Genomic DNA, 24,288 nt, shown 5'->3' with positions numbered 1-24,288 from the left:
TGTTGATTAAACTCTAAATATTTTACTTAAGGCAAATTCAATTGGCGTAAAGCTGCAACACGTTGTTCAATGCTTGGGTGAGTTTGGAATAAAGCAGCTAGGCTAAATCCTTGTTCTTTACCTTCAGCGATTGCGAAAGCTTTCATTTCTTTTGGCATTTGATCAGGCATTTCTGATTCAGCTTGTAAGCGTAACAATGCCGAAATCATGGCTTCTTTACCTGCCAGTTGCGCGCCCGCTTCATCGGCACGGTATTCACGGTGACGAGAGAACCACATTACGATTGCAGAGGCTAAAATACCAAATACGATATCTAAAACCATAGAAATTACAAAGTATGCGATACCAGGGGCTTCACCTTCTTCACGTCCGAAGACATTGCGGTCGATAAAATCACCTGCAACACGTGCAAAGAACATGACAAAGGCGTTCACTACACCTTGGATCAGTGAGAGTGTCACCATATCACCATTGGCAACGTGACCAATCTCGTGCGCAAGCACTGCACGAAGTTCATCTTTGTTCATACGTTCCAATAAACCTGTTGAAACAGAAACGAGCGCATCGTTCTTATTCCAACCTGTTGCAAAGGCATTGGATTGATATGAAGGGAAGATACCAACATCTGGCATTTGGATACCAGCACGTTGAGAAAGTTGAGCAACCTCTTGTAATAACCAAACTTCAGCTTGGCTACGAGGAGCATTTGGATCAATTAATTCAGTGCCTGTCGTTTTAAGCGCCATCCATTTTGACATAAATAGGGAAATTAAAGACCCTACCATACCAAATACCAAACAGATGACCATCAGGTTGCCTAGTTTAAGACCGCCAGCGCCGTGGTAACTCCCAACACCTAATATAGATAGGATAAGGCCAGCTACAACCAGTACCGCGAGGTTGGTTAGCAAAAACAAACCAATCCGCATCATGGGATAAATCCTCTTTTAAAAATAGATAAGTGACTTATCAAAAATAAATCATGTTTAGGAATATGAGGTTTAGATGATTAAAATTCAAGAATAATTGGAAAAAACTATCCATGGGGTATTTTGAAGAATCAGCTGATTTGAATAGTTAGCCCTAAATATATTATTTATTTCGAATACGATAAAAAACGATTCTCTCATGAAGAGAAAATCGGAGCTTTTAAATGTATTGTTAAAAATTGTGAAAATTATAATTGATAGGTTTGTTTACCGATCATTGATTTAAATTAGATTTAGATAGAGTAAAACAAAACCTAAAGCATACGGATAATTCAAAAATCAGTTACTGATACTAATATGTGCAGATGCGCTCGCATGTGCGGTTGCGTATGAGCCTGCAGGTGCATCAGTATACGTACCATCCGACGAAACAATGATTGGGCGAGGGTTATATTTTACAGGCTGTATATTAGAAGCATTGTTGAGCTGAGTCGTGCTTTCATTATTTGAACGAGTGTTTGAGTTACTATTTGGATTTGATTGAGCAATGATTTGCCCAGTAGTCGATGCATTGCTATTACTGGTGTTGCTTGCAGAAAGTCCTAAGCCACCTGAATATAGATTATTTAAACGGCTTGTGACACGTCGTACATAGTCTTGAGTTTCACGAAATGGGGGAATACCACCGTATTTATCGACATTGCCTTCACCCGCATTATAAGCGGCTAAAGCCAAATTGGTATTGCCATTAAAACGCTTCATTAACCAACTGAGGTACTTTGCGCCACCATAAATGTTTTGCTGTGGGTCATATGAGTTGGACACATTAAAACGTCGAGCGGTTGCTGGCATTAGTTGCATTAAACCTTGTGCACCGACAGGAGATTTGGCATTTGAATTAAAGCCAGATTCGGTGTGCATAACGGCTTTGATTAAACCCTCTGAAACACCGTGCGTTTGTGCTGCCTGACGAATAATGCTGTCAAAAGAGTTTTTATTTTTACTATAGCTTGGCAGGACAGAGGATTCTGAATTTCCCCAATTGCTGTAACTATGAATATTGCTGTCTTTGTAATAAGTCACTTTGACTTTTTGTAACGAACGATCTGAGGTTTTACGGTTGGTGAGTAAAGTTGTGCCATTTTGATCTTTATAAAAATAAATTTGACCAGCAAAAGTTTGTGATGTAAATGAAGCAAAGCTCATACACCCCAAAAAAGACACCAGTGAACCCGTAATCAATTTTTTCATTTTTAGTAATTAAAATATTTCCCCAATTTCCTTTGGGAGTTTATCAAAGATCATCAACAAGAAAAACTATGAATTGAGTTTTAACAATACAAACAGAAAAATGCAAGTCTTAATTGTAGACATATTAATCAAAAAAAATTTTAATTTTTTTTTTGAAAACTACCTATTGACTAGTCTAAGTTATTGAAAATTATTAACTAAAAATACTGGTTAAAAAATGATCAATTTAAATAGAAAGCCCATCGTAGCGTGAGAAACGATTGTCAAGCCCTGAACAATCCACAATTTTATCCACAGGTTTTGTGGAAAACTGTGGAAAAGTCCAAAAGATAAGCACCTTGGCTATAATTTGAACTTAACGGTCTATTTTAGATGTGTGAATAAGACAGGAATATGACCAAATAAAATATAATGCAAAAATAAAAAATCTTTAGATGCGATGAACGAACAAATCGGCTAAAATTACGCAGTCTTTTTTTTTGGTAAAACGCGTCTATGTACTCGCCAGTTGAGTCCGAACAAGGATTTAATTTCAAACCAGAACTTCCAACGAGTTCGGCTTATTATCGTCTTTTGAAAAAACTTCGTCGTCAGGTGGGTCATGCGATTCGTGACTTTAAAATGATTGAGGAAGGTGACAAGGTAATGGTCTGTGTTTCTGGTGGGAAAGACAGTTACACATTGCTTGACATTTTGTTGCAATTTAAACGTATTGCACCGATTAACTTTGATGTGGTTGCAGTCAACCTCGATCAAAAGCAACCCGGTTTCCCTGAAGATGTTTTACCAAGATATATGGAAGAAAATAATATTCCTTATTATATTTTGGAAAAAGACACCTATACCATTACCAAGCGTTTGACACCTGAGGGTAAAACCTATTGTGCAGTGTGTTCACGTTTACGCCGTGGTTCGCTTTATGGTTTTGCTCAAGAGATTGGTGCAACTAAAGTGGCTTTAGGTCACCATCGTGATGATATTCTCGCAACATTCTTCTTAAACTTATTTCATGGCGGAAGCTTAAAAGCCATGCCACCGAAATTACTCTCTTCAGATAAAAAGAATATTTTGATTCGTCCTTTGGCGTACGTTGAAGAAAAAGACATTATTAAATATGCGGAAATCCGTAAGTTCCCGATCATTCCATGTAACCTTTGTGGTTCTCAGGAAAATTTACAACGTGCTATTTTAAATGACATGTTACGTGATTGGGATAAGCAGTATCCAAAACGTTTACATAGTATTTTTGGTGCATTACAAAATGTATCGCCATCACAACTGGCGGATCGTGACTTATTTGATTTTGAAAAATTGGATGAAGAACGTGAGTTTGATATGAAGTGTGATACGGAAGAGATGAAAAATCGCCTAGATGTGGTCAACCTTAGTTTTGCAGCTGAATGATCATTTATGCCAATTAAATGATCAAATCAGGTACTCATATTGAAATGAGTGCCTGATTTATAAAAATAAAACGATAAAACCAATCAAATATGAACAGTCCGTACAAAAAACTTTAGCCCAAACTGAAATTATCATGCTATAACATTGGGCAAGCAAAATGCTTCACCACGATGTTGTCTGGATAGATGACACAATAAATTGAATAAATAATTTGAGGAATGAACATGCCTGCATTTTTAACTGATGATTGGTTTGCAAATGTTGAAAAATTAACTGCTGAAGCAGGTGATTTAAACTTACCACCAGCACTTTCAGGTTTAGCGATTAATTTGGTTGTAGCAGATACGAATGGCAACACTGAACTTGCTTTAGATGGCGGCAAAATCGTAAAAGGTTCTTCTGCAAATGCTAAAACAACATTGAATATGGATGCTGAAACACTTCGTAAAGTATTCTTAGAATTTGATATGGCTGCTGCAATGCAAGCATTCATGACAGGTAAAATCAAAGTACAAGGCGATATGTCTCAATTGATGGCTTTACAGACTGCTAAACCTAGCCAAGAACAAAAAGATTTATTCAAGAAAGTATTAGAGCAAACTGCTTAATTATCTTGTATAGGGATTTTCTAAAGTCTAATTCGATGTGAATATCATGACGATTTAGAATTAGAGCCAAAAAAGCTTACATCAATGTAAGCTTTTTTATTGCCGATTAAAAATCATTTCAAATTTTTAAATGACTAGGCTCCAAAACGCTTTATGCTAAATACCTAAAGTTTGAAAGATTAGATTTCTAAAAGCTTTGGTGTGGTTTTGATATGTTCAAGATAAGCACGAATACGAGTAACGTATTGAACCGCTTGCTTATAACGACCATTACTCGTTTGATGACGAGTTAAGTAGTTATAAAGGTTCATCCAATCATTTGGATCTTTACCTTGTGCTTTAATACGCTTCTGGATGCCTTCAACAGCACCTGGACCCATATTATATGCAACTAATGCGTACCAATGACGGTCAGGGTTGCGAATGTAAGAATAACGCGTCAACATCATATCGTAATATTTAGCCCCACCTTGAATGCTTTGAGCAGGATCATTACGATTATTCACACCCATTTCTTTGGCAGTACTATTGGTCAACATCATCAAGCCTCTGACACCTGTGGGAGAAACAGAGTCGGGTTTTAAATATGATTCTTGATAACCAATTGCAGCCAATAAATGCCAGTCTATACCGTATTTCTGTGCAGACTGTTTAAAGCTTGCTTTATAAATCGGTAAACGAGATTTTAGATCACGTTGAATAACATTCCAATCGTCTTGTTTAACGACATTACGATTATAAAATGACGCCAATTGCTGAAGTGAGCCATTTTGCTTACTTTGGCAAATAAAACCACTCGCAGTTGCGGTAAGTGGATCATCAGCTTGTTTAAATACCCAGTTAAGGTCAGTATTTAACCCATTCTTTTTGAGGCTGTTAAAATCACCGCAACTTGCAGAGAACGAACTTAAGCTTTTCGCTTCAATACTCTGCATACTTGCTGTGGTAATTGCAAAATTGGCTTTGCCCTGTGCAACCATTTTCAATGCAGTTGCATTGTCAGGGACTGTTTTAAACTCAAGTTTTGCGTTTAAACTTTCAGCATAATCATGTGCTAAATCATAGCCGAAGCCATGCTTATATTTTCCATCCTTAAACACGATGCTCGGATTGGAAACAGCCACTACTGTCAATTTACTAGAATTAACAACAGCATTATATTGATTGGTCTTGCTTGCATTAATACTAAACGGAATTAATGCGGTGGATAAAACTAAGGCTTTGATTGGAAGATTGCGAAAAAATGAGTTAAGGCAAAGCCTCGACCCAGAGGTTGAACTACTGTGCATGTTGTCTCCGCTACAAGTAATTTATTGCCCGAAAAAGTTACAAGCACAGCAGTACTTAAACTCTTTAAAGTTGCTAAATTCAATAAGGGTGGGCATTCATGAACGTCATTCAAAAAATGACATGTGGGATTGAAGTATTTTGCAGAAAAACTACAAAAATAAAAAAATAAGCTAATAAAACATGTGCGCATATTATAGGCACTTTTTTTACTTGTCAAATTTTGTATAAAAAACAACCAGATTAAAATCATTAACTATATGAATTTTAATATAATATTTTTTTGTAATTTCAAGCTGAATAGTTGAATTTTTATTTGAAGATGAAGTGTAAGCAAATGTACCAAATATATATGTAGTGTTAATAAACGACTGCAATAATTTAAGTGATATTTAAAAGACTTAATTTGAATGAGAAAGGCAGATTCAATTACATTATTTGCCTGTATTACGCTGACATTGGATGGTTATTCGCAGTACACTGATCAAAGCTTTTTGAAGAAATTTATGCGATTTAAGTATATTGAAAATGGTTCTAAATGATGAAATCAAATTTGATTACCCGTTCAGGGCATGATTTATTGGTTGCGGAGTTGCAACATTTATGGCGTGAAGAACGTCCTGAAATCACTAAGAAAGTAACGTGGGCTGCAAGTTTAGGCGATCGTTCGGAAAATGCTGATTACCAATATAATAAACAAATACTTAGGAAGATTGATCGACGTGTTCGTTATTTAGGTAAACGTTTAGAAGAGTTGAAAATAATTGATTTTGCACCTGAGCAAGAGGGTAAAGTTTATTTTGGCGCGTGGGTCGAAATAGAAAATGATGATGGCGAACAAAAGACTTTGCGTATTGTCGGCGTGGATGAAATTTATGATCACCATCCACAACATATTTCGATTGATTCACCAATGGCACGGGCTTTGTTGTCTAAACAAGTTTATGATGAAGTCGAAGTGATCACGCCATTGGGTAAAAAACAGTGGTATATCAATTCAATTCGTTATGAAAAGCCTGAAAATTCAGCAAATTAATAATATTTGATTTTATTTTGTACATTTGATTGAGAAAATGCTGAAAAAGATTTGCCAAGTCGCAATTTTATTTATATGATAGCCGCCATTGGAAGCGTGGCAGAGCGGTTTAATGCACCGGTCTTGAAAACCGACGAGGGCGCGAGTCCTCCGTGAGTTCGAATCTCACCGCTTCCGCCAAATATTTAATTAAGCCCTTGTATTTACAAGGGCTTTTTTATTGCCTGAGTTCTTCTATACTAGAAACATGATCAGTTTCAATATTAAAATTAGAAAATACTTTGTGTTGTGGTTTGTTAGACCGTGACAATTGGTCGTTATAAAGTAGTAAAAAAGCAGTAAGATCTTTATTACGGCTTTTTTATCTGTGTACTTTACCCCCATATAAAAATTTGGATAGAAGCATACTTGTTGGATGCTTATAAACTCAGATTGGACATTAAACTTGCTGAGCTAGCTGAAGAGCTTTGGAACCTAATTACATAAAATTAAGTGAAATTTTACTAGTCTAGAACCATGGAATTTATTCTGAGAGTTTTCTAAACTTTGTTCTAAGCTGGATTAAAAGAGCGGTGGTTCTCTAATATGCTTTGATTAAAGCTTTTTTTACCGTAAGCCACTATCCGATAAGCCTATATCTTCATCCATATTTTCCACATGATTTAACTTTGATGAGATCAGAACAAAAAGACTGATTCAGGGAAGTTTTTTTGCAGTTTGACGCAACATTTCGCAGAAGCTGGATAATATTCGCAGATTCTGGACAGACGCTACTCTCCTTTCACAGACATGATAACTGCAAGAGTTAGGTCTGGAGTCAGTGAAATGGCAGGTCAATATATTGACGTAAAAACACAAACAGGGAAGTCATTTGCTGCGTATTTAGCAATTGCCGAAGGTGGAAAAGGTCCAGGAGTCGTACTGTGTCAGGAGATTTTTGGTATTAACGCTGCAATGCGCGCCAAAGCAGATTTCCTGGCAGAAGAGGGATATACAGTCATCGTGCCAGATCTATTCTGGCGTACTGCACCACGTATTGAACTCGGTTATACCGAACAGGATTTTCAAAAAGCGTTTGAGCTTTATCAAAATTACGATGAAGACCTAGGAGTGGAAGATATTCAGGATAGCTTGAACCATTTAAAAACACTTGTAGCTTGTGATGCAGATGCTGGTTTGGGGGTTGTTGGGTATTGTCTGGGTGGAAAAGTGGCTTATCTGTCCGGTTGCCGTATTCCCGAAGTTGCTTGTACAGTCGGTTATTACGGTGTGGGAATCGAAAAGGCATTGCATGAGCTTGCAAATGTTAAAGGCCGCATGGTTTTACATATAGCCGAATTAGATAAATTTACCCCACCAGAAGCACGGCAACAGATTCTGGATGCTGCTGCACAATATAAGAACGTCAATGCTTATGTCTTGAAATATTTTAGCCCGATTATGAATATGCTTTTAAGCCAATATCTTGATGTTCTATAGAAGTACGGCGAGTACTGGATGGTAATTCACCATAGCGGCGTTTGTATTCCTGAGAAAAACGTCCCAGATGTGTAAAGCCCCATTTAAATGCGACATCCGTAACGGAAATATGCTCGTTACGCAACAATTCAATATGCGCCTGTTCAAAACGCAGCTCTCTTAAGTATGACATTGGCGTAGTATTCAAAAAGCTTTTAAATCCTGCAAACAGGGTGCGTACACTGACACCAGCATGTTCGGCCAATTGTTCAATGGTGAGCGACGCATGCAGATTTTCGCGCATAAATGCTTCGGTACGTTTGATGAAATAAGGTGAAATCGCCTGTTCTTTGGTTTGTTCAATACGTTGTAATAACGTATTTTGCTGACCATAAATCAGTGCGTTGAACAGACTGGATTCAAACTGTTTAAAAGCCATTGGATGATGTAATGGATGTCGTTCGCAAGCTAAAGCATCGGTAAGGGTGCGCATAAGTTGTAAAAAGTAACCACCACCTTGCGTCGAAAAATCAAGTTTTGGTTCAAATAACGGTAAGTGATGAGGAACATCTGGAAGATGCTGACGACAATGCTGGAGCAAATCCTCTTTATCTATTTTTAGAATGAGTTGCGGAGAGTTTGCATGCCAGCGCATTTTAAACGACTGATCTGGGGAAATGAGCGATGCAACTTGTGTATAAGAAATAAATTTTTGCTGATTAATTTCAATTTCAGCATAACCCTGTGTTGGAATTTGAATCAGATAAAAATTATCCAGATGATCAGGTTCAATATAAACATCAGCGCCGTATTCAAGACGACTGATGGATAAACGCCCAGCCGTCAGATGGTGCATGGACGAGTAAAAATCGTTACGTTGCTGCACGATTTTTAACAGGTGTGGTTTAAAGATTTGTCCCACACTTTTGCAGGTTTCACCCAGATCCTGATGCTGGAACACTAAGTTTTGTGATGAAAAAATGGAACATTGCTGTAGATGACGTCCATTTAATTCAATAGTGGGATTGACCTGACTCATTCATATTCCTTTTGGCTGGCTCACTGAAAATATCGCAACTGTGTCAACCAGATTGAAATATTATCAGTAATACTTAAACATTTAAGTGGCTCGCAATAACATAAAGAATTAAGCAAAAAATAGACCAGTTAATATACTTTTAATACTATTTTTAAGCCTGTCAGGACATGATCAATCAAATTAAAAATGAGAAGTTTTTATTTCAAATTAAAGAGAAAAACATGATCATACCTTGAGCTCTTTATATGACCTTATTCCTTAAGGTCAGTCTTTAATATATAGCAAATCTGACTAAAATGATCAATTTATTTCAGCTATATGGTATTTTTTAAATAATTGAAATTTATTGCATTATTTATATTAAATTGTAATTTTTTTATACAGAAAAAACAGATTGAATCAATTATATAAAATATGTTGAAAGACATACTGAGTTTCAGAAAAATGAGCGGGTATCGTTTTTATCAGTTATGTTTATTTATGCATATATGACTTAAATAGCGAATGTATCAGCGCAGGGTGATAGTCAATGTCATATTTTGGAATATGACATTGAGCCAGTAAGGGGGATTAAGTTTTTGCTATGTTACTTTGTAAGAATTTTTCACTGTAAATGTGACAGTCCTCAATCGCTTGTTCATCCAGCCATGTTTTGACTGCTTCAATCATGGGCGGCGGACCACATAAGTACATATCAAAGCTTTGTTCAGCCAGTTGATTCTTATCTAAATGTTCATGAATGAAACCAGATTTGCCTTGCCATTGTTCCGATGCTTTAGAAATAATCGGATGATAACTGAAGTCTTTAATCCGTTCTGCATAGGCAGTTAAGCGGTTCTGTTCGCATAAATCAGCTTCTGTATTTACACCATAATACAAGCGAACCGGTGGCTGACACGGTTGTTCTGCAATATTATCCAGCATACCTAAAAATGCGGATAACCCTGTACCACCTGCAATAAATACCAAAGGACGTCCCGCTTCACGAAGATAAAAGCTGCCTAAAGGTGCTTCCATCATCAAAGTTTGCCCAATCTGACAACGTTCTCTCAAATAATTGCTCATCACACCATTTGGGAGGAGGCGAATTAAAAACTGAAGCTGATTGCTGGCATTTGGACGATTGGCAAATGAATAAGAACGCCAGTCATCTGTCTCTGGAATCTGTAAACGTGCATACTGACCTGGTAAAAAGTCCAGTTGTCTGGTGTGGCTACGGGCATCCAAATATAGAATAGCGGTAGTTTCTGAAACGAGTTCTACACCCGTCACAACGGTCGCAATTTTTAAAGTCTCACCGGTATTACAAATGGTGGAGTTATGATCAAAATAAAAAGCGGCATTGGATTTGACGCGGGTCTGACACGCCAGCATTTTGCGCTCGGACAGATCACGTTCACTTAATGCATCTTCATCCACGTATTCCTGTTCATAAACACCCGTTTCACATTTCCCCTGACAGGTTCCACAAACGCCTTCACGACAGTCTAAAGGTAGATTAATGCCCTGACGAACTGCTGCATCAAGCAACAATTCGTCTTGCTGGACAGAAATAAAAAAAGTTTTGCCATCAGCAAAGTTGAGTGCAACAGAATGATCCATATTGACTCCCCTTAAACGTGATAGAAATCAAGAACGGAATCAATCCTGTCATTCAACAGTACACTGTGCTGACGGCGGATACGGAAACTGTCTTCTGTTGGACGTAATAAATAGGTTGCGCGTCCATAAAAACAGCCCTCCAGTCCCTGACGGTTATACAGCGTTCGCCAGCTGACTCTGGCTTCAACCAAACCATCATCCAGTGTTTTTACCTGCACATTATGAATATTGTGTTGTGTACGTGGCAGAGGCGTTGCTGAAGCTGCTTTACCGGTACGGATACGGAATACACGGTCTTCAAGACCAGAACGGTCCTCATAATAAACGTAAGATAAACCCTGATCTGGATCCTGAACATAGTTGTGATCATCAATCCATTGTGGGATGTGGTATACACTGTCCTCATCGTATAGGTTGATGTAAGCATCCCAATCGTAGTTATCGCATAGTTCAGCTTTTTTATAGAGGAACTGTGAAACTGCAAAATGAAGTTCGAGAGACATAATTACACCTCATCCGTAACAGATTGATTGTTAAAAGTAACATCGTGCATTTTGAGCATTTTCTTATTCAACCCATCTAAAATAAGGCGTTGCCATTGTCCATGCTGATTGACATACAGTCCTTCATGAGTAAATTCACGACCTGTAATGACGGGCTGAATACCCAGATCCTGCGAGTTTTGTGTTGGACCATATGTCCATTGATGATAGCCACGGGAGATATCACTCCAGCGCTCCAGACGTCCCTGAAAGCCTTTTTGCTGCTCACGGAATTCAACCAGATCGTCAGGTGTGCCTAAACCAGACACATTGAAAAAGTCTTCAAACTGGCGAATACGGTTACGACGTGCTTCTCTGGACTCACCTTTAACACCAATACACTGACTGATGACTTCAGTTTTATTCCATGCGACTGGGCGAATAATCCGTAGTTGAGAACTGATCTGATCCATAAAGAACAGGCTTGGGTATAAATTTAAGTTGCGTAAGCGGTGCATTGCCCATTCAGCACGTTTCTCACCAAACCTTTCCACAAGGTAAGGCATAACCACATCATAGCCTGGACGCACTGTTGGGTTTGGCATATCACTGAACAATACGCTATGACCATTTTTAAAGCTGAACCAGCCATCATCGGTTTCGGCATCGCCTGCACCGAGTTTACTGTAATCCAGTGTATCAAGTTCATCGCCTTTGGCTGCATTCACTTGCTGGCGGTGCTGTACAGTAGATACATAGTTATAATGCACTGTGCTGACGTGGTAGCCATCCAGACCATTTTCATTTTGCAGTTTCCAGTTACCTGCAAAGGTGTATGCAGATTTACCTTGTAGAACCTCAAGTTCACCTGTCGGAGACTGATCGACCATCAGATCCAGAAATACTTTGGCATCACCTAAAAAGTCTTCAAGTAAATCTGTCGCCTGAGTATCTAGGCTGACGAATACAAATCCACGATAGCTGCTGATTCGAGCTTGTTTTAAGCCACGGCTTGATTTGTCAAAATCTTCACAGTATTCGCCAGGAGCTTTAACTTTGACTAAACGACCATCAGATTTATAGCACCATGCATGGAATGGGCAGGTAAATACCGACTGATTGCCTTTGGCAACACGTGTCAGTGTCGCACCACGATGTTCACAGGCATTGACCATTGCATGTAATTCACCTTTGGCATCACGGCTCACAATGATAGGTTGACGACCGATCTGTACGGTGACGAAGTCATGATGAGCTGGAATTTCACTTTCATGACAGGCATAAATCCAGACTTTTTCAAAAATGAGTTCCATTTCGAGTTCGAATAATTCTGGCTCAGTAAACATATCGCGAGCAATTCGATAGACTCCATCATTTGGGCGAAAATCGAGACAACCCTGTACAAAATTTTGCCATTCGGCGAGGTTACGTGCAGTCATGGGATCTTCCTCTATCCAATCAGTGCTTTTGTCTGATTGAACCGCGAATCTGAGAAGGGCTCTATCCAGATTTTCCGTGTCTTTATCCACTTTATGCAGTTTGTTACAGCCAAGTTGTAAAATAAGGAGCTTATATTTTTTGAGTTTTTTAATTTAAATTTAATAAAATTCAATTATATACAGTTTTACAGGGTTAAGCGTAATCCTGAATAAGTGCTGTTATAACCTGTGTGAGTAAATTGCCAGATTTTCTAATTTGAATTGTTTTAATCTGGATATATATTGAGAAATTAAGTGATTGAGGTACTTCAGAATAAGTAATTAGGACTGTGCAGCTTGTACAGTTAAACCACTCCAGCGTTTAAACGCACGTCGAAAATTGGTGGCATCGTTAATTTGTAAATGCTGAGAAATCTGTTCTGTTTTAAAACCATGTACACGATATAAAATGATGGCGGTATGTAAGCGGCTTTGATCGAGCTGGGCCTGAAAATGGGTCTGATGCTTTTTCAGTTTTCGCTTTAAGGTGGCTGAACTCATCTGAAAATAGTCAGCTGTTTGTTCGAGTTGAATATTATTCTGGATATTCTGCATTAAGTATTGATACAGACTGAGCAAAAAACTCTGCTGGATATTCTGGGCTGTCATTTCTTTCAGCGCGTGTTGATAACTGATTGCAGCTAAGGTAGAAGAAGCATTGGGAAGTTTTTCATGGATGATGTCACGGGGAAGGCTCATCATATTGATCGGGCGATTAAACTCTAATGTACTGCCTAAATGCGTCCAGTATTGTTCAATATAATCCGGTTCAGAAAAGTTAAATTCAAATTTCCACGCTAATTTGGCCTGGTACAGTTGACGGCTAAACGCCTGTATTGCACTCATTGCGCTCTCGATTGAAAAGCGATTTTCAAGCTTGTTTTCATCTAACCAGTAAATATGAACATAGTCTTGGCTATACATGAGTCGGGGGCATAACCACGGTGAAACGGATGCGGAAAATGTTAAATAACGGCTAAGCGCCTCATCGAAGGTCGATGCATAGAGCATGGACTTAATCGCATCATTAAAGGGGGTGGTTAAGCTACGCTGACCGAATAAAAAACTGATGTCCTGATTGCGGAAATGCAGTTCCGCATTTTTTAAAACCTGCTGTAACTGTTGCTGATTGATCAGCTTTTGTCCTGAAAATATATCTTCCAGGAAAATACCACTACCGCTGAGTAGAATATGATGATCGACTTCATGGCTGGCTGCTAAATCAATTAAAATAGATAATTGATGATGTGCAGGAATGTAGCTGTAGTCGCATTCGAAGTTCATACCATCGCTCGCTTAGGTGAATAGTATTGTTTCTTCTGGATCAATTGCTGATTTAAGGTACTTAACAATTGCTGAACAGACTGATATTGCTCGACTGAACAACAGGTTGTGATCGCTTTTAAGGGAATCTGTACCGATAAATCCCGCTGATAATAAGCACTGACCATCAGCATGCGCTCAAGCTGTGTAGCAATTTTTTCAGCTTGCTGAAGGCTGGTCTCCGGTAAAAGCATAATGAAACGATCCCCAGCGAAGCGACAGAGCAGATCGTGTGGGCGTAAGTTCAGACTGATCAATTGTGAAACGTGCTGTAAAATAGATGTGCCTTCCTCAAATCCATATGTTTGATTAATCTGATTAAAATTATGCATATCCAGCAGAACAACGGACATATCGGCTGGTTCATGCAGATTTTGTTCGATTGCCACTTTGAGCTGGGTTTTAAAATAATGTGCATCTGCCAAAGGAGTGAGTGCATCGAATAAACGGTGATCCCGATAGATGCGTTCCCGTTTTTGCATGTGTCTGGAAATTGCCAGTTCTTCCTGATGCCAGAAATAAATCCCAAGGGTAAACAGGAACAGTCCAATTGGAAAAGGAATGGACTCAAGCCATGCATCCCACATGATTTCTTTGGGCATGCGAATAAATTCATCTAAACTGTCCATCCACATGTGGAAAAAAATAAAACATAATCCATAAAAGATATAATTAGTTACACGACCCAAAGGACGGCTTTTAATAATAAAGAAAATCCAGATGCCAATAAAAACAGTTGCCCCTCCTTCACCTAAAATATCGACCCAGTTCCATTCTGCGAATGATTTGACCTGACCAAGCAGGATAAATAGCCATAGCGATACGCTACAGGCAATCGCTATACAGCATAGAGGCCAGCGGTAGTAAGCAAAGTATTTAGGCATAGCATTTGGGAAATGATTTATTTTCGCCCAAGCTAAACAGATTCAGATGACAGTTTCATGGCAAGGACTGGAGTCAAAACAGATCAGACTATTTTTAATTCTGGTCGGGAGAAATGCTGAAAAACCCTGCCTTTACGGTAAATATGCAGTATTCAGTCAGCTCAATTTTTTCTCTGTACAGATCAAATCAGCTCATTTACCCAGAAGAAAGTCTCGAAAACCTGCAAATTGAAGGGTTTAAATTTTGACTGTCACATCATATTCATATTCAGTTTTTATTGTGCCTCCAAACCATGCCACTTTGGCTTGAGGGGATACACAAAATGAAAAATGCGAATAACCGTTCAGTGAGAAATAAACGTGCGGCTTTCCAGCTGAGCACACTGGTTCTGTCAATGCTCAGCATGACTCAACTGTATGCCGAAGATAACGCGGTGGAATATGTACAGGTCATTGGTCAAGCTGCAAGTATGGATAAAGCACTCAAAGAACAGAAACGTGCTGACCAGATCAGTAGTGTGGTTCATGCCGATGGCATAGGACAGTTACCCGATGACAATGCCGCAGAAGCTCTGCAACGGATACCAGGGGTTTCTACAGAACGAGATCAGGGTGAAGGACGTTTTGTTTCGGTTCGTGGTTTAGGGGCAGACCTGAATGCAGTAACCATCAATGGTACTTTGGTTCCTGCGCCTGAAAGTGACCGCCGTGGCGTGGCACTGGATGTTTTACCTTCAGAGCTGGTGCAGTCTTTGGCTGTGGTGAAAACACTGACACCTGATATGGATGCCAATTCATTGGGTGGTACGGTTCAGGTCGAAAGTTTATCGGCTTTTGACCATGACGGTTTGTTTTATACAGGAACGGTTGAAGGTGGTTATGATGAAAAACGGGAAAAATATAGCCCGAAAGCATCTGGTGCCATCAGTAACCGTTTCAGTGTCGGTGAGGGAAAAGATAATCTTGGGGTCGCACTGGCGCTCAGTTATCAAAACCGAAAATTTGGCTCAGATAATGTCGAGACAGGTGGTGCCTGGGATGGGGAGGCACTTGAAGAAACCGCAATGCGTCAGTATGACATTGAGCGAGAGCGCATTGGTGCGGGTTTAAACTTTGACTACCGTCCGAATGACACAGGCGAATACTATTTAAGAACTTTATACAGCCGTTTTAAAGATACCGAATCGCGTCAGGAAGTGTCTGCTGAATTTGCCGATCCGCAATTCGCAGGGCAACAGGGTGATGCCGAAGCCGCTCGTGCTTTAAAAAGCCGTGTCGAAATGCAAGAAATACAGTCTTTTGTTCTAGGCGGCAAACAAGGTTTTGGCACATGGACGGTAGAAGGTCAGCTTGGTTATAGCGAAGCATCGGAAGAAAATCCAGGTGGTATTTCTGGAGCAAAATATAAAGGTGAATTCAGCAATGTCGGTTTTAACAATACCCAAAAACCTGTTATTACTGCAGATCAGGACTTTTATGATGCTGCCAACTATGAGCTGGATTCGGTGTCGTGGGAAAAGTCTAAAACTACCGATAAAGAATACAACGGTAAATTAGATTTTTTAAAAGACTATATGCTAGGAAATTATGCTGCTGCATTGAAGTTCGGTGGCAAGATCAGTCAGCGTGAAAAAACCAGTAATACTGATGAGTGGAAGTATGAAGATCTAAGTACATCCGGTTCAGACTTTAATCACAACAGTCATTATGAACTGGGTCAGTTTGGTCCCACGATTAACGAAAATGCCATCAAAGACAAAATCAGCGGATTAAATCCAAACGACTATGTTGTTGCAGACGGCTCAATCATTAACGATTTTAAGTCAAATGAAGATATTCAGGCGGCTTATGTCATGAATACGGTTGATTTTGATCAACTGCGTGTGATTGCGGGTCTGCGTTATGAAAACACCAGTTTTGAAGCACGTGGGTTTGAGTTTAATGATGATGTGATTACCGCAATCAGATATGAAAATGACTATGATCACTGGTTGCCAAGCTTACATTTACGCTATCAGCTGGCAGATAACGCCTATCTTCGTGCGGCATGGACAAACAGTGTCGTGCGACCAAATTTCGCACAAAGTGCGCCAGGTGTTTATATAGATGGTGATGAAGCAGAATTTGGTAATCCAATGCTGAAACCACTTGAGTCTTCCAATTTTGACTTAGGGGTAGAAAAGTATTTTGGCAAAGCCAGCATGGTGAGCTTCTATGCATTCTATAAAGATATTGATCACTTTATTTACAGTACCAATATTGCAGGCACGGGGCAGTGGGCTGACTTTGATGAGGCAATTACCTATAAAAATGGTAATCAAGCCAAACTGTATGGAATGGAGTTTGCTTACTCGCAAAAGTTTGAGCATTTAAGCGCGCCATGGAATGGTCTTCTGTTAGGTTTCAATACGACATTCAGTAAGTCAGAAGCAGATATTGATTCAATGAAAGATGGTGAATTATTGAGCCGTCGTATTCATATGCCAAATCAATCAGATATTGTGGGCAATGCCATGATTGGCTGGGAAAATGAACGCTTTGGTGTCCGTCTTTCAGCAAACTATAAATCAAATTATTTATATGAACTGGGTGACATTGATACACCTGAAAAAGACATCTATACCGATGATCAGGTATTCCTCGATTTGAGTAGCCATGTGAATTTATCGAAAAACTTACAGCTTAAGTTTGATGTGCAAAATATCACGGATGAACACTATTACAACTATGCGGGTTCTAAAGCTCATAACTCGCAATATGAAGAATATGGTCCAGCCTACAAACTGGCACTGACTTATACCCACTTTTAAACCGAATTAAATTTCAGTACTCAGGTTTTCTCTCCAGCAGAAAGCCTTGAGGATTTTTTGCCAGATTTTGAGTATCTCTATGAATGTTTCATTGTTTAAACTGTCTATTTTAAGCAGTTGTTTACTGCTGTTGACTGCATGTAGTCAACACAATATGCCTCAAGCTACACAGGGCAGTCATCCGCTCACATCCGCTGAAGTGCAGATTGACCTGCCGAGCGAACCTAAGCTGCAATTGCGTGAAATTGACACGAATGGGGCGAAAACTGAGGATGTACAATGGTTGAGCTTGAGTGCATGGACAGAAGTTTCAGTCTTACTGAGTAGTAAGAACAAAGGACTACAGTTTTTAGATAGTGAACAGACTGTACTTCATCAGATTCAGGGTCAGTTCGGACGCTTTGATTATCGGATCGGTTCGGAGCATTTATTGATTGCTGCATCGGATTTGCAACAACAGCAAATTCGATTGATGAGTATGAATTTAAAAAATAAAGCATGGGATAAACCAGGCTTCATCCCAAAACGCTCATTTAAGTCTGAAGATGTCTGTCTGTATACCGATACTCAGGGGCTGAGTTTTGCTTTTCTAGTGGGTGAAGAAGGCATTGGAGAACAGTGGCTTGTAGCAAAGCAGGAAAAAGTTCTGGCTCAACCACAGTTGGTACGTCGTCTCAGTTTTCCACCTGCCAGTACTGTGTGCAAAGTGAATGATGCCACTGCTGAGCTGTTTATTAATGAAGAGAATACTGGCGTCTGGGTATATCCAGCGCATTCTGAAGCTGACATGGTGCGTCAAGCGGTGGATCTCGTGCAACCTTTTGGTTCGACTCAGGGTTCACCGTCTGCAATTGCAATCACAGATAATCAGATCGCAGTACTGGATGCAGAAAAACCTTTGCTTTACCGTTATCAAAAGCAGGATCAGCACTGGAAAGCTTTAACTCCTTTGCAACTGGATCATTTAAAAGAAGCAGAGACGCTTAGTATTCAAGGTGATTTTGGCAATAAATCCCTGCTGATTTTGGACGACAAAACTGTAAAAGTGACAGAGGCAGAGTGGGAAACACAGGCAACTACGAAGTCTAAAAATATCATCACCATTCCTGCGGAAGTGCAGACGGAAGGTGTGCCAAGTACAGGTGATGCAGCTGACGACCCTGCGATTTGGCATAACGCAGCGCAGCCGAGTCAATCGCGCATTTTAGCCACAGATAAACAAGGTGGCTTACAGGTGAATGACTTAGAGGGTAAAACTGTTCAGTATTTGCCAGTAGGGCGCTTGAATAATGTTGATGTACGCCACGGTTTTAAATGGGGTAATCAAACCATCGATCTGGCGGTGGCATCAAACCGAGATCATAACAGCCTGCATGTTTTTGCGATTCAACCGAAAACGGGCAAGGTGTCTGTGCTTGGCGAGCTTCCAACCACTTTGGAAGATATCTATGGCATTTGCATGTACCGCGATGCTCAGGGTGAAATCTATGCGATTCCAAACGATAAAAACGGGACTTTCATTCAGTACCATATTACGGCAACACAACAAAAATTAAGCGCTGAAGAAGTGCAACGCTTTTCAGTGAAAACCCAACCGGAAGGTTGTGTTGTAGATGATGCTACAGGACGCATTTTCTTAGGTGAAGAAGATGTCGCGGTGTGGGTAAAAGATCTCAATCCAGAAACTCAGCTTCCAATGCAAAAGGTAATTGCTGTTGGAGACGTGATGCATGATGACATTGAAGGCATGGGGCTTTATCACGGCAAAAACCAAAGTTATCTGGTGGTTTCAAGCCAGGGCAATGACAGTTTTGTAGTGATGGATGCTGATGCGCCTTATACAGTTCGTGGTGTATTTCGTATCGGGATTAATACCGACAAAGGCATTGATGCTGTGTCTGAAACAGATGGGCTGGATGTAAGTTCACACAATTTTGGTGGCAAATGGAAGCAAGGCATATTGGTGGTACAGGATGGACGTAAACGTATGCCTGAAACCAATCAGAACTTCAAATATGTGCCGTGGGACAAAATCGCTCAAGCCCTGAACCTGGACTGAATAACGCTTCAGTACCTAGGTGAGTATATGGGCTGTTAAAGAATCTCAGCCCATTTTAAAAATATATGTGCTGCACAATGCAGTAAAAAATTGGAGTGCGTTATGCAAGCAACAATGGATCAAATGTCAGTCTGGATGTTGATCAGCCATGCCAGTGTATTGGTTAAAGTGGTGATGTTGATTTTGGTTTTATCCTCAGTCGTAAGCTGGTATCTGATTGTGCGTCACGGCATGTTACTTCGTGGGCAGGAACAGCTTTGGAACCGCTTTTTAAAAAATTTTAGACAGCAGAAAGATCTTAATCTTTTACATCAGGATTACCAGCAGCCTGAACAGCAAAAAGGTGTTGTCAGCATTTTTCATCATGGTCTGGATGAGTACAACCAATTGATTAAAGATGAACAACTCACTACGAGTGATGTGATTGATGGAGTAGAGCGACGCTTACTCAGCAGCATCAGTGAAGAAGAAGAAAAGCTTCAGCAAAATCTGACCTTTCTTGCAACAGTGGGTTCAGTCAGCCCTTATATTGGTCTGTTTGGAACAGTCTGGGGCATTATGAATGCTTTCATTGGACTGTCTGGTGTTGAACAGGCGACTTTAAATACAGTTGCACCAGGGATTGCAGAAGCGCTGATTGCAACAGCCATTGGTTTATTTGCCGCTATTCCTGCGGTGGTGGCATATAACCGTTTTTCGGCACGTGCTGACAAGCTTTCCAGTCGTTATTACGGTTTTGCCAATGAATTGCAGACACGTATTTATCGCTTGCTGGGGCACACTGAGCGCACTTCGCGTTAAGGAGCAAAAGCCATGATTAAGCGTCCTCAAAAATTAAAACTCAATGCTGAAATGAATGTCGTTCCTTATATAGATGTCATGTTGGTGCTGTTGGTAATTTTTATGGTGACTGCGCCAATGCTGACACAAGGTATTCAGATTGACTTACCCAAAGTCGATGCCAGTGTCATGCCTGCGTCACAACAGCAGCGTATCGTGACATTGTCGATTCAGGCCAATGGTCAGTATTACTGGAATATTGGTACAGAAGTGAACACTGAGAAAGTTACAGATCAAGCCATTGATTTAGCCAGTATGCAACAAAAGCTGATTCCAATGATTCAAAAAGATAAAAGCCTGCAGTTTTATATACGTGCTGATCAGGATGCTGATTATCAACTGGTTGCTCAGGCGATTGCATCCTTGCAAAAAAGTGGTGTAACGGACCTAGGGCTAGTGACAGAGGAACCACAATCATGATGGCAACCCTCTCCAGAATCAGGTTCCGTGATCAGGGTCTGGCACTTTCGGTCACGGCTGGATTGCATATTGCGTTAATTGCATGGTTATGTACGGTTGAGATGCATGAAACATTGGCGGAACCCAAGCCGAAAACCATTCAATTGCAATTTGTGCAAATACCACCTCCTGCCAAACAACAACCTGAACCTAAAAAGACTGAACCAATGGTTGAAGAAAAAGTTGTAAATAAGCCTGCCTTCCAAAAACAGAAAGAAATGCCTGCCGAAGCCCAGCAGAAAACCCCAAAAAAATTTGTAGAGTCGCAGAGCAACAAAAGTGTCACTACAGCTACAAAGACAGCCAAAAAGCAATCGCAGCAAGTTGTGACGGAAGAGCAAAGTACAACGACGGAAACAAAGAAAGTTGTTGAGAGCCATGCGAAGACAGAAACCTCAACTCAGACGAAGACCCAGAAAACAGTAGAACCTAAAACACAAACTCAGCCTGAATCATTTGATATTAAAAATTATCAACCTGTTTCAAAAATTGCACCTGCATATCCTGAATCGGCACTGGATCGTAAGCTGGAGGGGGATTGTACAGTGGTGTACAGCGTGAATGAAAAAGGGCGGGTAGAAAATCCAAAGGCACAAGGTGACTGTCATCCGATGTTTGTACGACCTTCGATTCAGGCTGCGCTCGCTTTTAAATATCAGCCTCGTTTAGTCGATGGCAAACCGATCAGCGTATCGAATGTTAAAAATACCTTCCAATATCGTATTGAAAGTTAATTTTATTGAATGAATATTCAGGGGGCATTGATACTTTAAGCATAGAATTTACCCGTGAAAATGAGTCAAATAAAAATGTTGCTAATGCAACAGCCCCCTTTATAACTATATTTTAGCTTATCATATCTAGTAGCAATTCCTCTGAATTGCTTCAACCCACAAAATGCATTTTTAACTAAGTGTCTGATTTTTTATAAATGCCAAACTATATGTTTATTATGTGATTTCCTTGGAATATTAGCTTTTGTTTCTAAAACAGATGGGGTGAAATAAGAACTAAAGTTTGGATACGGGGCAAACGTCTGTCAGGTTACTCCGTCCAAAAATTATCATCCCCTTTAGGCCCAAAATAATTCTTTATCATCTCTTTTGTACTATACCCGAGGTAACACAAAAATAACCTCTTGCCCAAAATGACGGCCCCCAATTTCATTTCTAAAATCTAAAAAACGCTCAAACAATTTCTGTATATTTATCCTTATATTTATCGTCTGTAGATATAGTCTTTTAGAAGACTTCATGTCCCATATGCTTAGTACAATTAAATTTAGTGGCCCTTAAAAGCATAAAAAACTAAAAACCCCTCCCCATATGGGAATATGTGCAAGCTATACAATTTCGATAATATAAGCCAATAACTTTGCAATTTTGTGGGGAAATGCAAATGTTGGCAGAACATGAGAATAAAATCATCGGCATGATTTACGATGCCGCGCTTAATCCGATGTTGTGGCAAGATGTCTTGTCTGAAATTGCAGATTTTACAAAAAGTACGACGGCTATATTTACTGCAACGGATCAGCTCAGTCCAAATTATGACTTTGTTTTTACACATAATATACCTATTGAAAGCATGCATGCGTATCAAGACGAACAAGTGAAAGTATTGGACATACGTTTACATGCACCGTATTGGGCAGAAAAAGCGTTAGGGGATACGGTGCTGAACTCCTTTGCGCGCTATGCAAATATGCCAGTGGGGACAGATGAGTTTCTTTTTTATGAGAAATGTGCCAAACCGACCAATGTCAGTCATGTAGCTGCAGTACTTTTAGAGCGTAGCGTATACAGTTGGGCTGTATTGGCTGTACATCGTGCGCCACAATTAAAAGAATATAGTGAAACAGAAGACCTGATTCTTAAGAGATTAGGTATCCACATGCGACGTGCATTGCAGATTTATCGTCAAATGACGTTTTTGAAAGATGATCGAGATAATATTTACCATGTTTTAGATCATTTTAAAGTAGGCGTGATTCTGCTAAATCAAGATTATGGTCTAAGTTATAGTAATGCCATTGCTCGAAAAATTTTGGAACGTTCAAGCTTATTACAGCTTGATCAAAAGAATCATTTAAAAACGTGCTTAGAATTTCAACAAAAATTGGCTGATTTGATTCGTAGTTCATTATTCGAAATAGGCGATGTAACTCATGAGTCTGGTGGTGTTTTGGCACTTTATGATCATAATAATACAGCGTCATTAATGTTGAGTATATTGCCGTTCTCGGAAATAAATATCAGTCATCATCCTAAAAAAGTGATTATTTTTATAACACAAACAGATCAACCACAACGTTTGGCAGAAGACTATTTACAACAAAAATATAAACTGGCGAAAAGGGAAATAGAAGTCTGCTATTTATTTGTCAATGGTATGGATCTTGAGCAAATCAGTCTTCAAATGAATATTACCTATGGCACGGTTAGAATGTATATTAAAAATATTTTCGCCAAAACAGCATGTAGTTCTCAGACTGAACTGATGCAGTTGCTCATGGGACTTACACTTGATTTTGAGCATATTTAACCTTTTCTCATTTTATTATTTTCCTTAAAGCTTTGATATTAAGCGCAGTATGTATTCATGTGGGGGAAATGCTGAATAGCATACTGCTTAACTAAAAGAATTTAGTCTTAAGTACTGTAGCAATGTTTTTTTATGCATGACATTCCCATTTGGGAGTGTCTGAGAATTTGCATGGTGAATATACTTGTGATATTCCGCAACACTACAAAAATCAATGAAAAAGGTAGTTCATAATTCCATTTTTGGAATTGGAATAAAGTTATATCTTTCTGATATAAATATATATTTTAATTAATACTGTTTTTAAAAATATCAATGATGGATTTGAAAATAACTATTTAAAGGAACGTAATATGAATAAAAAATCAGATGTTGGCAATTATATTCAAAAGTTCAAAAATAAACTTTTAAGACAGTACATTATCCGTATTTTTACAATTTGTGGTTTTTTTAGCGTTTTGACAGGCTGTGCGGTTATAACAGGTATTTGGCCTTCAGAATGGAAGAGAATTACACCCCAAAATTTGAATATTGTTCGAGGACAGCCTTTAGAAATCTACGCAGTTATTCTTTTCTATAACCCGAACCAAGCTCGATCAGCCTTCAAATCATGGTTATTTTATACGTGTCGCTTGTGAAAGATAGACTACATATCCAGATGATCTAGTTAAGAATTAGTTTTTTTGTTGAAGCAAAGAAAACTAAGTAACAGCTAAACTGAGGATGATGAAAACTTTACTAAGAGTATTTATTCTTATTCGTAAAAATAAAATTTTATAAAAGTCAACTCCTCAT

General features: G+C 39.3%; 19 protein-coding genes, 1 tRNA gene and 3 pseudogenes. 12 read left to right on the top strand and 11 right to left on the bottom strand.

From position 1 onward, the window contains the following. Positions 1 to 26: 26 nt before the first annotated feature. Both htpX and EXE10_RS03465 read right to left on the bottom strand, forming a co-directional pair. On the bottom strand, positions 27 to 932 hold the full coding sequence (gene htpX, locus EXE10_RS03470) for a protease HtpX (RefSeq protein ID WP_068974890.1): 906 nt from the start codon (positions 930 to 932) through the stop codon (positions 27 to 29). 336 nt (positions 933 to 1,268) lie between these two features. Then, positions 1,269 to 2,180 carry a lytic transglycosylase domain-containing protein gene (locus tag EXE10_RS03465; protein ID WP_130112368.1) on the bottom strand — a complete coding sequence of 304 codons (912 nt, stop codon included), beginning with the start codon at positions 2,178 to 2,180 and terminating at the stop codon, positions 1,269 to 1,271. 495 nt (positions 2,181 to 2,675) lie between these two features. Here EXE10_RS03465 and ttcA point away from each other — a divergent pair, with 495 nt between their 5' ends. Beyond that, positions 2,676 to 3,584 (top strand): tRNA 2-thiocytidine(32) synthetase TtcA, encoded by a 909-nt coding sequence (ttcA, locus tag EXE10_RS03460; RefSeq protein ID WP_068974888.1) that lies wholly within the window; start codon positions 2,676 to 2,678, stop codon positions 3,582 to 3,584. Between the two features lie 224 nt (positions 3,585 to 3,808). Continuing rightward, positions 3,809 to 4,192, top strand: a complete 384-nt coding sequence (locus tag EXE10_RS03455; protein ID WP_068974887.1) for an SCP2 sterol-binding domain-containing protein — start codon at positions 3,809 to 3,811, stop codon at positions 4,190 to 4,192. A 179-nt stretch (positions 4,193 to 4,371) separates the two neighbouring features. On the opposite strand, the gene EXE10_RS03450 is transcribed toward EXE10_RS03455, so the two are convergent. After that, positions 4,372 to 5,481 carry a transglycosylase SLT domain-containing protein gene (locus EXE10_RS03450; protein WP_068974886.1) on the bottom strand — a complete coding sequence of 370 codons (1,110 nt, stop codon included), beginning with the start codon at positions 5,479 to 5,481 and terminating at the stop codon, positions 4,372 to 4,374. 539 nt (positions 5,482 to 6,020) lie between these two features. Here EXE10_RS03450 and greB point away from each other — a divergent pair. From greB to EXE10_RS03435, 3 genes and pseudogenes are all read left to right on the top strand, one after another. After that, complete coding sequence (gene greB / locus EXE10_RS03445; protein ID WP_130112379.1) at positions 6,021 to 6,515, top strand: transcription elongation factor GreB; 495 nt, start codon at positions 6,021 to 6,023, stop codon at positions 6,513 to 6,515. Between the two features lie 90 nt (positions 6,516 to 6,605). Further along, positions 6,606 to 6,695 (top strand) — tRNA-Ser (locus EXE10_RS03440). A 645-nt stretch (positions 6,696 to 7,340) separates the two neighbouring features. Next, positions 7,341 to 7,934, top strand: a pseudogene (locus EXE10_RS03435) (dienelactone hydrolase family protein); the annotation flags it as partial. A 19-nt stretch (positions 7,935 to 7,953) separates the two neighbouring features. Here the strand turns inward: EXE10_RS03435 and EXE10_RS03430 are convergent. From EXE10_RS03430 to EXE10_RS03405, 6 genes are all read right to left on the bottom strand, one after another. Next, a complete protein-coding gene (locus EXE10_RS03430) occupies positions 7,954 to 9,012 on the bottom strand; it encodes an AraC family transcriptional regulator (protein ID WP_130112367.1) in 1,059 nt (352 codons plus the stop codon). Positions 9,013 to 9,582: 570 nt separating this feature from the next. Next, positions 9,583 to 10,614, bottom strand: a complete 1,032-nt coding sequence (antC, locus tag EXE10_RS03425; protein WP_130112366.1) for an anthranilate 1,2-dioxygenase electron transfer component AntC — start codon at positions 10,612 to 10,614, stop codon at positions 9,583 to 9,585. Between the two features lie 11 nt (positions 10,615 to 10,625). Then, on the bottom strand, positions 10,626 to 11,117 hold the full coding sequence (gene antB, locus EXE10_RS03420; protein WP_087514449.1) for an anthranilate 1,2-dioxygenase small subunit: 492 nt from the start codon (positions 11,115 to 11,117) through the stop codon (positions 10,626 to 10,628). A 2-nt stretch (positions 11,118 to 11,119) separates the two neighbouring features. Continuing rightward, complete coding sequence (gene antA, locus EXE10_RS03415) at positions 11,120 to 12,535, bottom strand: anthranilate 1,2-dioxygenase large subunit (RefSeq protein ID WP_130112365.1); 1,416 nt, start codon at positions 12,533 to 12,535, stop codon at positions 11,120 to 11,122. 321 nt (positions 12,536 to 12,856) lie between these two features. After that, on the bottom strand, positions 12,857 to 13,858 hold the full coding sequence (locus tag EXE10_RS03410) for a helix-turn-helix transcriptional regulator (protein ID WP_130112364.1): 1,002 nt from the start codon (positions 13,856 to 13,858) through the stop codon (positions 12,857 to 12,859). After that, positions 13,855 to 14,781: a diguanylate cyclase domain-containing protein gene (locus tag EXE10_RS03405; protein ID WP_130112363.1), complete on the bottom strand. Its 927-nt coding sequence runs from the start codon at positions 14,779 to 14,781 to the stop codon at positions 13,855 to 13,857. The genes EXE10_RS03410 and EXE10_RS03405 overlap by 4 nt, the downstream gene beginning before the upstream one ends. A gap of 323 nt (positions 14,782 to 15,104) precedes the next feature. Here EXE10_RS03405 and EXE10_RS03400 point away from each other — a divergent pair, with 323 nt between their 5' ends. From EXE10_RS03400 to EXE10_RS03380, 5 genes are all read left to right on the top strand, one after another. Beyond that, positions 15,105 to 17,591: a TonB-dependent receptor gene (locus EXE10_RS03400; RefSeq protein ID WP_130112362.1), complete on the top strand. Its 2,487-nt coding sequence runs from the start codon at positions 15,105 to 15,107 to the stop codon at positions 17,589 to 17,591. A 79-nt stretch (positions 17,592 to 17,670) separates the two neighbouring features. Beyond that, on the top strand, positions 17,671 to 19,650 hold the full coding sequence (locus EXE10_RS03395; RefSeq protein ID WP_130112361.1) for a phytase: 1,980 nt from the start codon (positions 17,671 to 17,673) through the stop codon (positions 19,648 to 19,650). 102 nt (positions 19,651 to 19,752) lie between these two features. After that, on the top strand, positions 19,753 to 20,451 hold the full coding sequence (gene tolQ, locus EXE10_RS03390; RefSeq protein WP_068974782.1) for a protein TolQ: 699 nt from the start codon (positions 19,753 to 19,755) through the stop codon (positions 20,449 to 20,451). Positions 20,452 to 20,463: 12 nt separating this feature from the next. Beyond that, positions 20,464 to 20,910 carry a protein TolR gene (gene tolR / locus EXE10_RS03385; protein WP_130112360.1) on the top strand — a complete coding sequence of 149 codons (447 nt, stop codon included), beginning with the start codon at positions 20,464 to 20,466 and terminating at the stop codon, positions 20,908 to 20,910. Next, the gene (locus tag EXE10_RS03380; RefSeq protein ID WP_171478483.1) at positions 20,907 to 21,683 is read left to right on the top strand and encodes an energy transducer TonB; all 777 of its coding nucleotides are present in this window, start codon (positions 20,907 to 20,909) and stop codon (positions 21,681 to 21,683) included. Before tolR ends, EXE10_RS03380 begins: the two co-directional genes overlap by 4 nt. A 65-nt stretch (positions 21,684 to 21,748) precedes the next feature. Here the strand turns inward: EXE10_RS03380 and EXE10_RS03375 are convergent. Continuing rightward, positions 21,749 to 21,931, bottom strand: a pseudogene (locus EXE10_RS03375) (IS5/IS1182 family transposase); the annotation flags it as partial. 62 nt (positions 21,932 to 21,993) lie between these two features. Beyond that, positions 21,994 to 22,147 (bottom strand): annotated as a pseudogene (locus EXE10_RS22120) (transposase); the annotation flags it as partial. Between the two features lie 200 nt (positions 22,148 to 22,347). On the opposite strand from EXE10_RS22120, the gene EXE10_RS03370 reads away from it, so the two are divergent. Beyond that, entirely contained in the window at positions 22,348 to 23,493 is a 1,146-nt protein-coding gene (locus EXE10_RS03370) for a helix-turn-helix transcriptional regulator (protein WP_130112359.1), read from the top strand. Between the two features lie 353 nt (positions 23,494 to 23,846). After that, the gene (locus tag EXE10_RS03365; RefSeq protein WP_130112358.1) at positions 23,847 to 24,131 is read left to right on the top strand and encodes a hypothetical protein; all 285 of its coding nucleotides are present in this window, start codon (positions 23,847 to 23,849) and stop codon (positions 24,129 to 24,131) included. Positions 24,132 to 24,288: the final 157 nt, after the last annotated feature.

The sequence above is a fragment of the Acinetobacter sp. WCHAc060033 genome, assembly GCF_004209125.1.
Taxonomy (GTDB): domain Bacteria; phylum Pseudomonadota; class Gammaproteobacteria; order Pseudomonadales; family Moraxellaceae; genus Acinetobacter; species Acinetobacter wuhouensis.
This window is presented reverse-complemented; position numbering and strand designations above follow the sequence as displayed.

Excerpts from the sequence above, each read along its gene's own strand:
- antB (WP_087514449.1), bottom strand. The coding sequence starts at position 11,117 with ATGTCTCTCGAACTTCATTTTGCAGTTTCACAGTTCCTCTATAAAAAA.
- EXE10_RS03465 (WP_130112368.1), bottom strand. The coding sequence starts at position 2,180 with ATGAAAAAATTGATTACGGGTTCACTGGTGTCTTTTTTGGGGTGTATG.
- tolQ (WP_068974782.1), top strand. The coding sequence starts at position 19,753 with ATGCAAGCAACAATGGATCAAATGTCAGTCTGGATGTTGATCAGCCAT.
- EXE10_RS03410 (WP_130112364.1), bottom strand. The coding sequence starts at position 13,858 with ATGAACTTCGAATGCGACTACAGCTACATTCCTGCACATCATCAATTA.
- ttcA (WP_068974888.1), top strand. The coding sequence starts at position 2,676 with ATGTACTCGCCAGTTGAGTCCGAACAAGGATTTAATTTCAAACCAGAA.
- EXE10_RS03395 (WP_130112361.1), top strand. The coding sequence starts at position 17,671 with ATGAATGTTTCATTGTTTAAACTGTCTATTTTAAGCAGTTGTTTACTG.
- EXE10_RS03400 (WP_130112362.1), top strand. The coding sequence starts at position 15,105 with ATGAAAAATGCGAATAACCGTTCAGTGAGAAATAAACGTGCGGCTTTC.
- EXE10_RS03430 (WP_130112367.1), bottom strand. The coding sequence starts at position 9,012 with ATGAGTCAGGTCAATCCCACTATTGAATTAAATGGACGTCATCTACAG.
- greB (WP_130112379.1), top strand. The coding sequence starts at position 6,021 with ATGAAATCAAATTTGATTACCCGTTCAGGGCATGATTTATTGGTTGCG.
- EXE10_RS03455 (WP_068974887.1), top strand. The coding sequence starts at position 3,809 with ATGCCTGCATTTTTAACTGATGATTGGTTTGCAAATGTTGAAAAATTA.
- EXE10_RS03380 (WP_171478483.1), top strand. The coding sequence starts at position 20,907 with ATGATGGCAACCCTCTCCAGAATCAGGTTCCGTGATCAGGGTCTGGCA.
- EXE10_RS03405 (WP_130112363.1), bottom strand. The coding sequence starts at position 14,781 with ATGCCTAAATACTTTGCTTACTACCGCTGGCCTCTATGCTGTATAGCG.
- EXE10_RS03365 (WP_130112358.1), top strand. The coding sequence starts at position 23,847 with ATGAATAAAAAATCAGATGTTGGCAATTATATTCAAAAGTTCAAAAAT.
- htpX (WP_068974890.1), bottom strand. The coding sequence starts at position 932 with ATGATGCGGATTGGTTTGTTTTTGCTAACCAACCTCGCGGTACTGGTT.
- EXE10_RS03370 (WP_130112359.1), top strand. The coding sequence starts at position 22,348 with ATGTTGGCAGAACATGAGAATAAAATCATCGGCATGATTTACGATGCC.
- tolR (WP_130112360.1), top strand. The coding sequence starts at position 20,464 with ATGATTAAGCGTCCTCAAAAATTAAAACTCAATGCTGAAATGAATGTC.
- EXE10_RS03450 (WP_068974886.1), bottom strand. The coding sequence starts at position 5,481 with ATGCACAGTAGTTCAACCTCTGGGTCGAGGCTTTGCCTTAACTCATTT.
- antA (WP_130112365.1), bottom strand. The coding sequence starts at position 12,535 with ATGACTGCACGTAACCTCGCCGAATGGCAAAATTTTGTACAGGGTTGT.
- antC (WP_130112366.1), bottom strand. The coding sequence starts at position 10,614 with ATGGATCATTCTGTTGCACTCAACTTTGCTGATGGCAAAACTTTTTTT.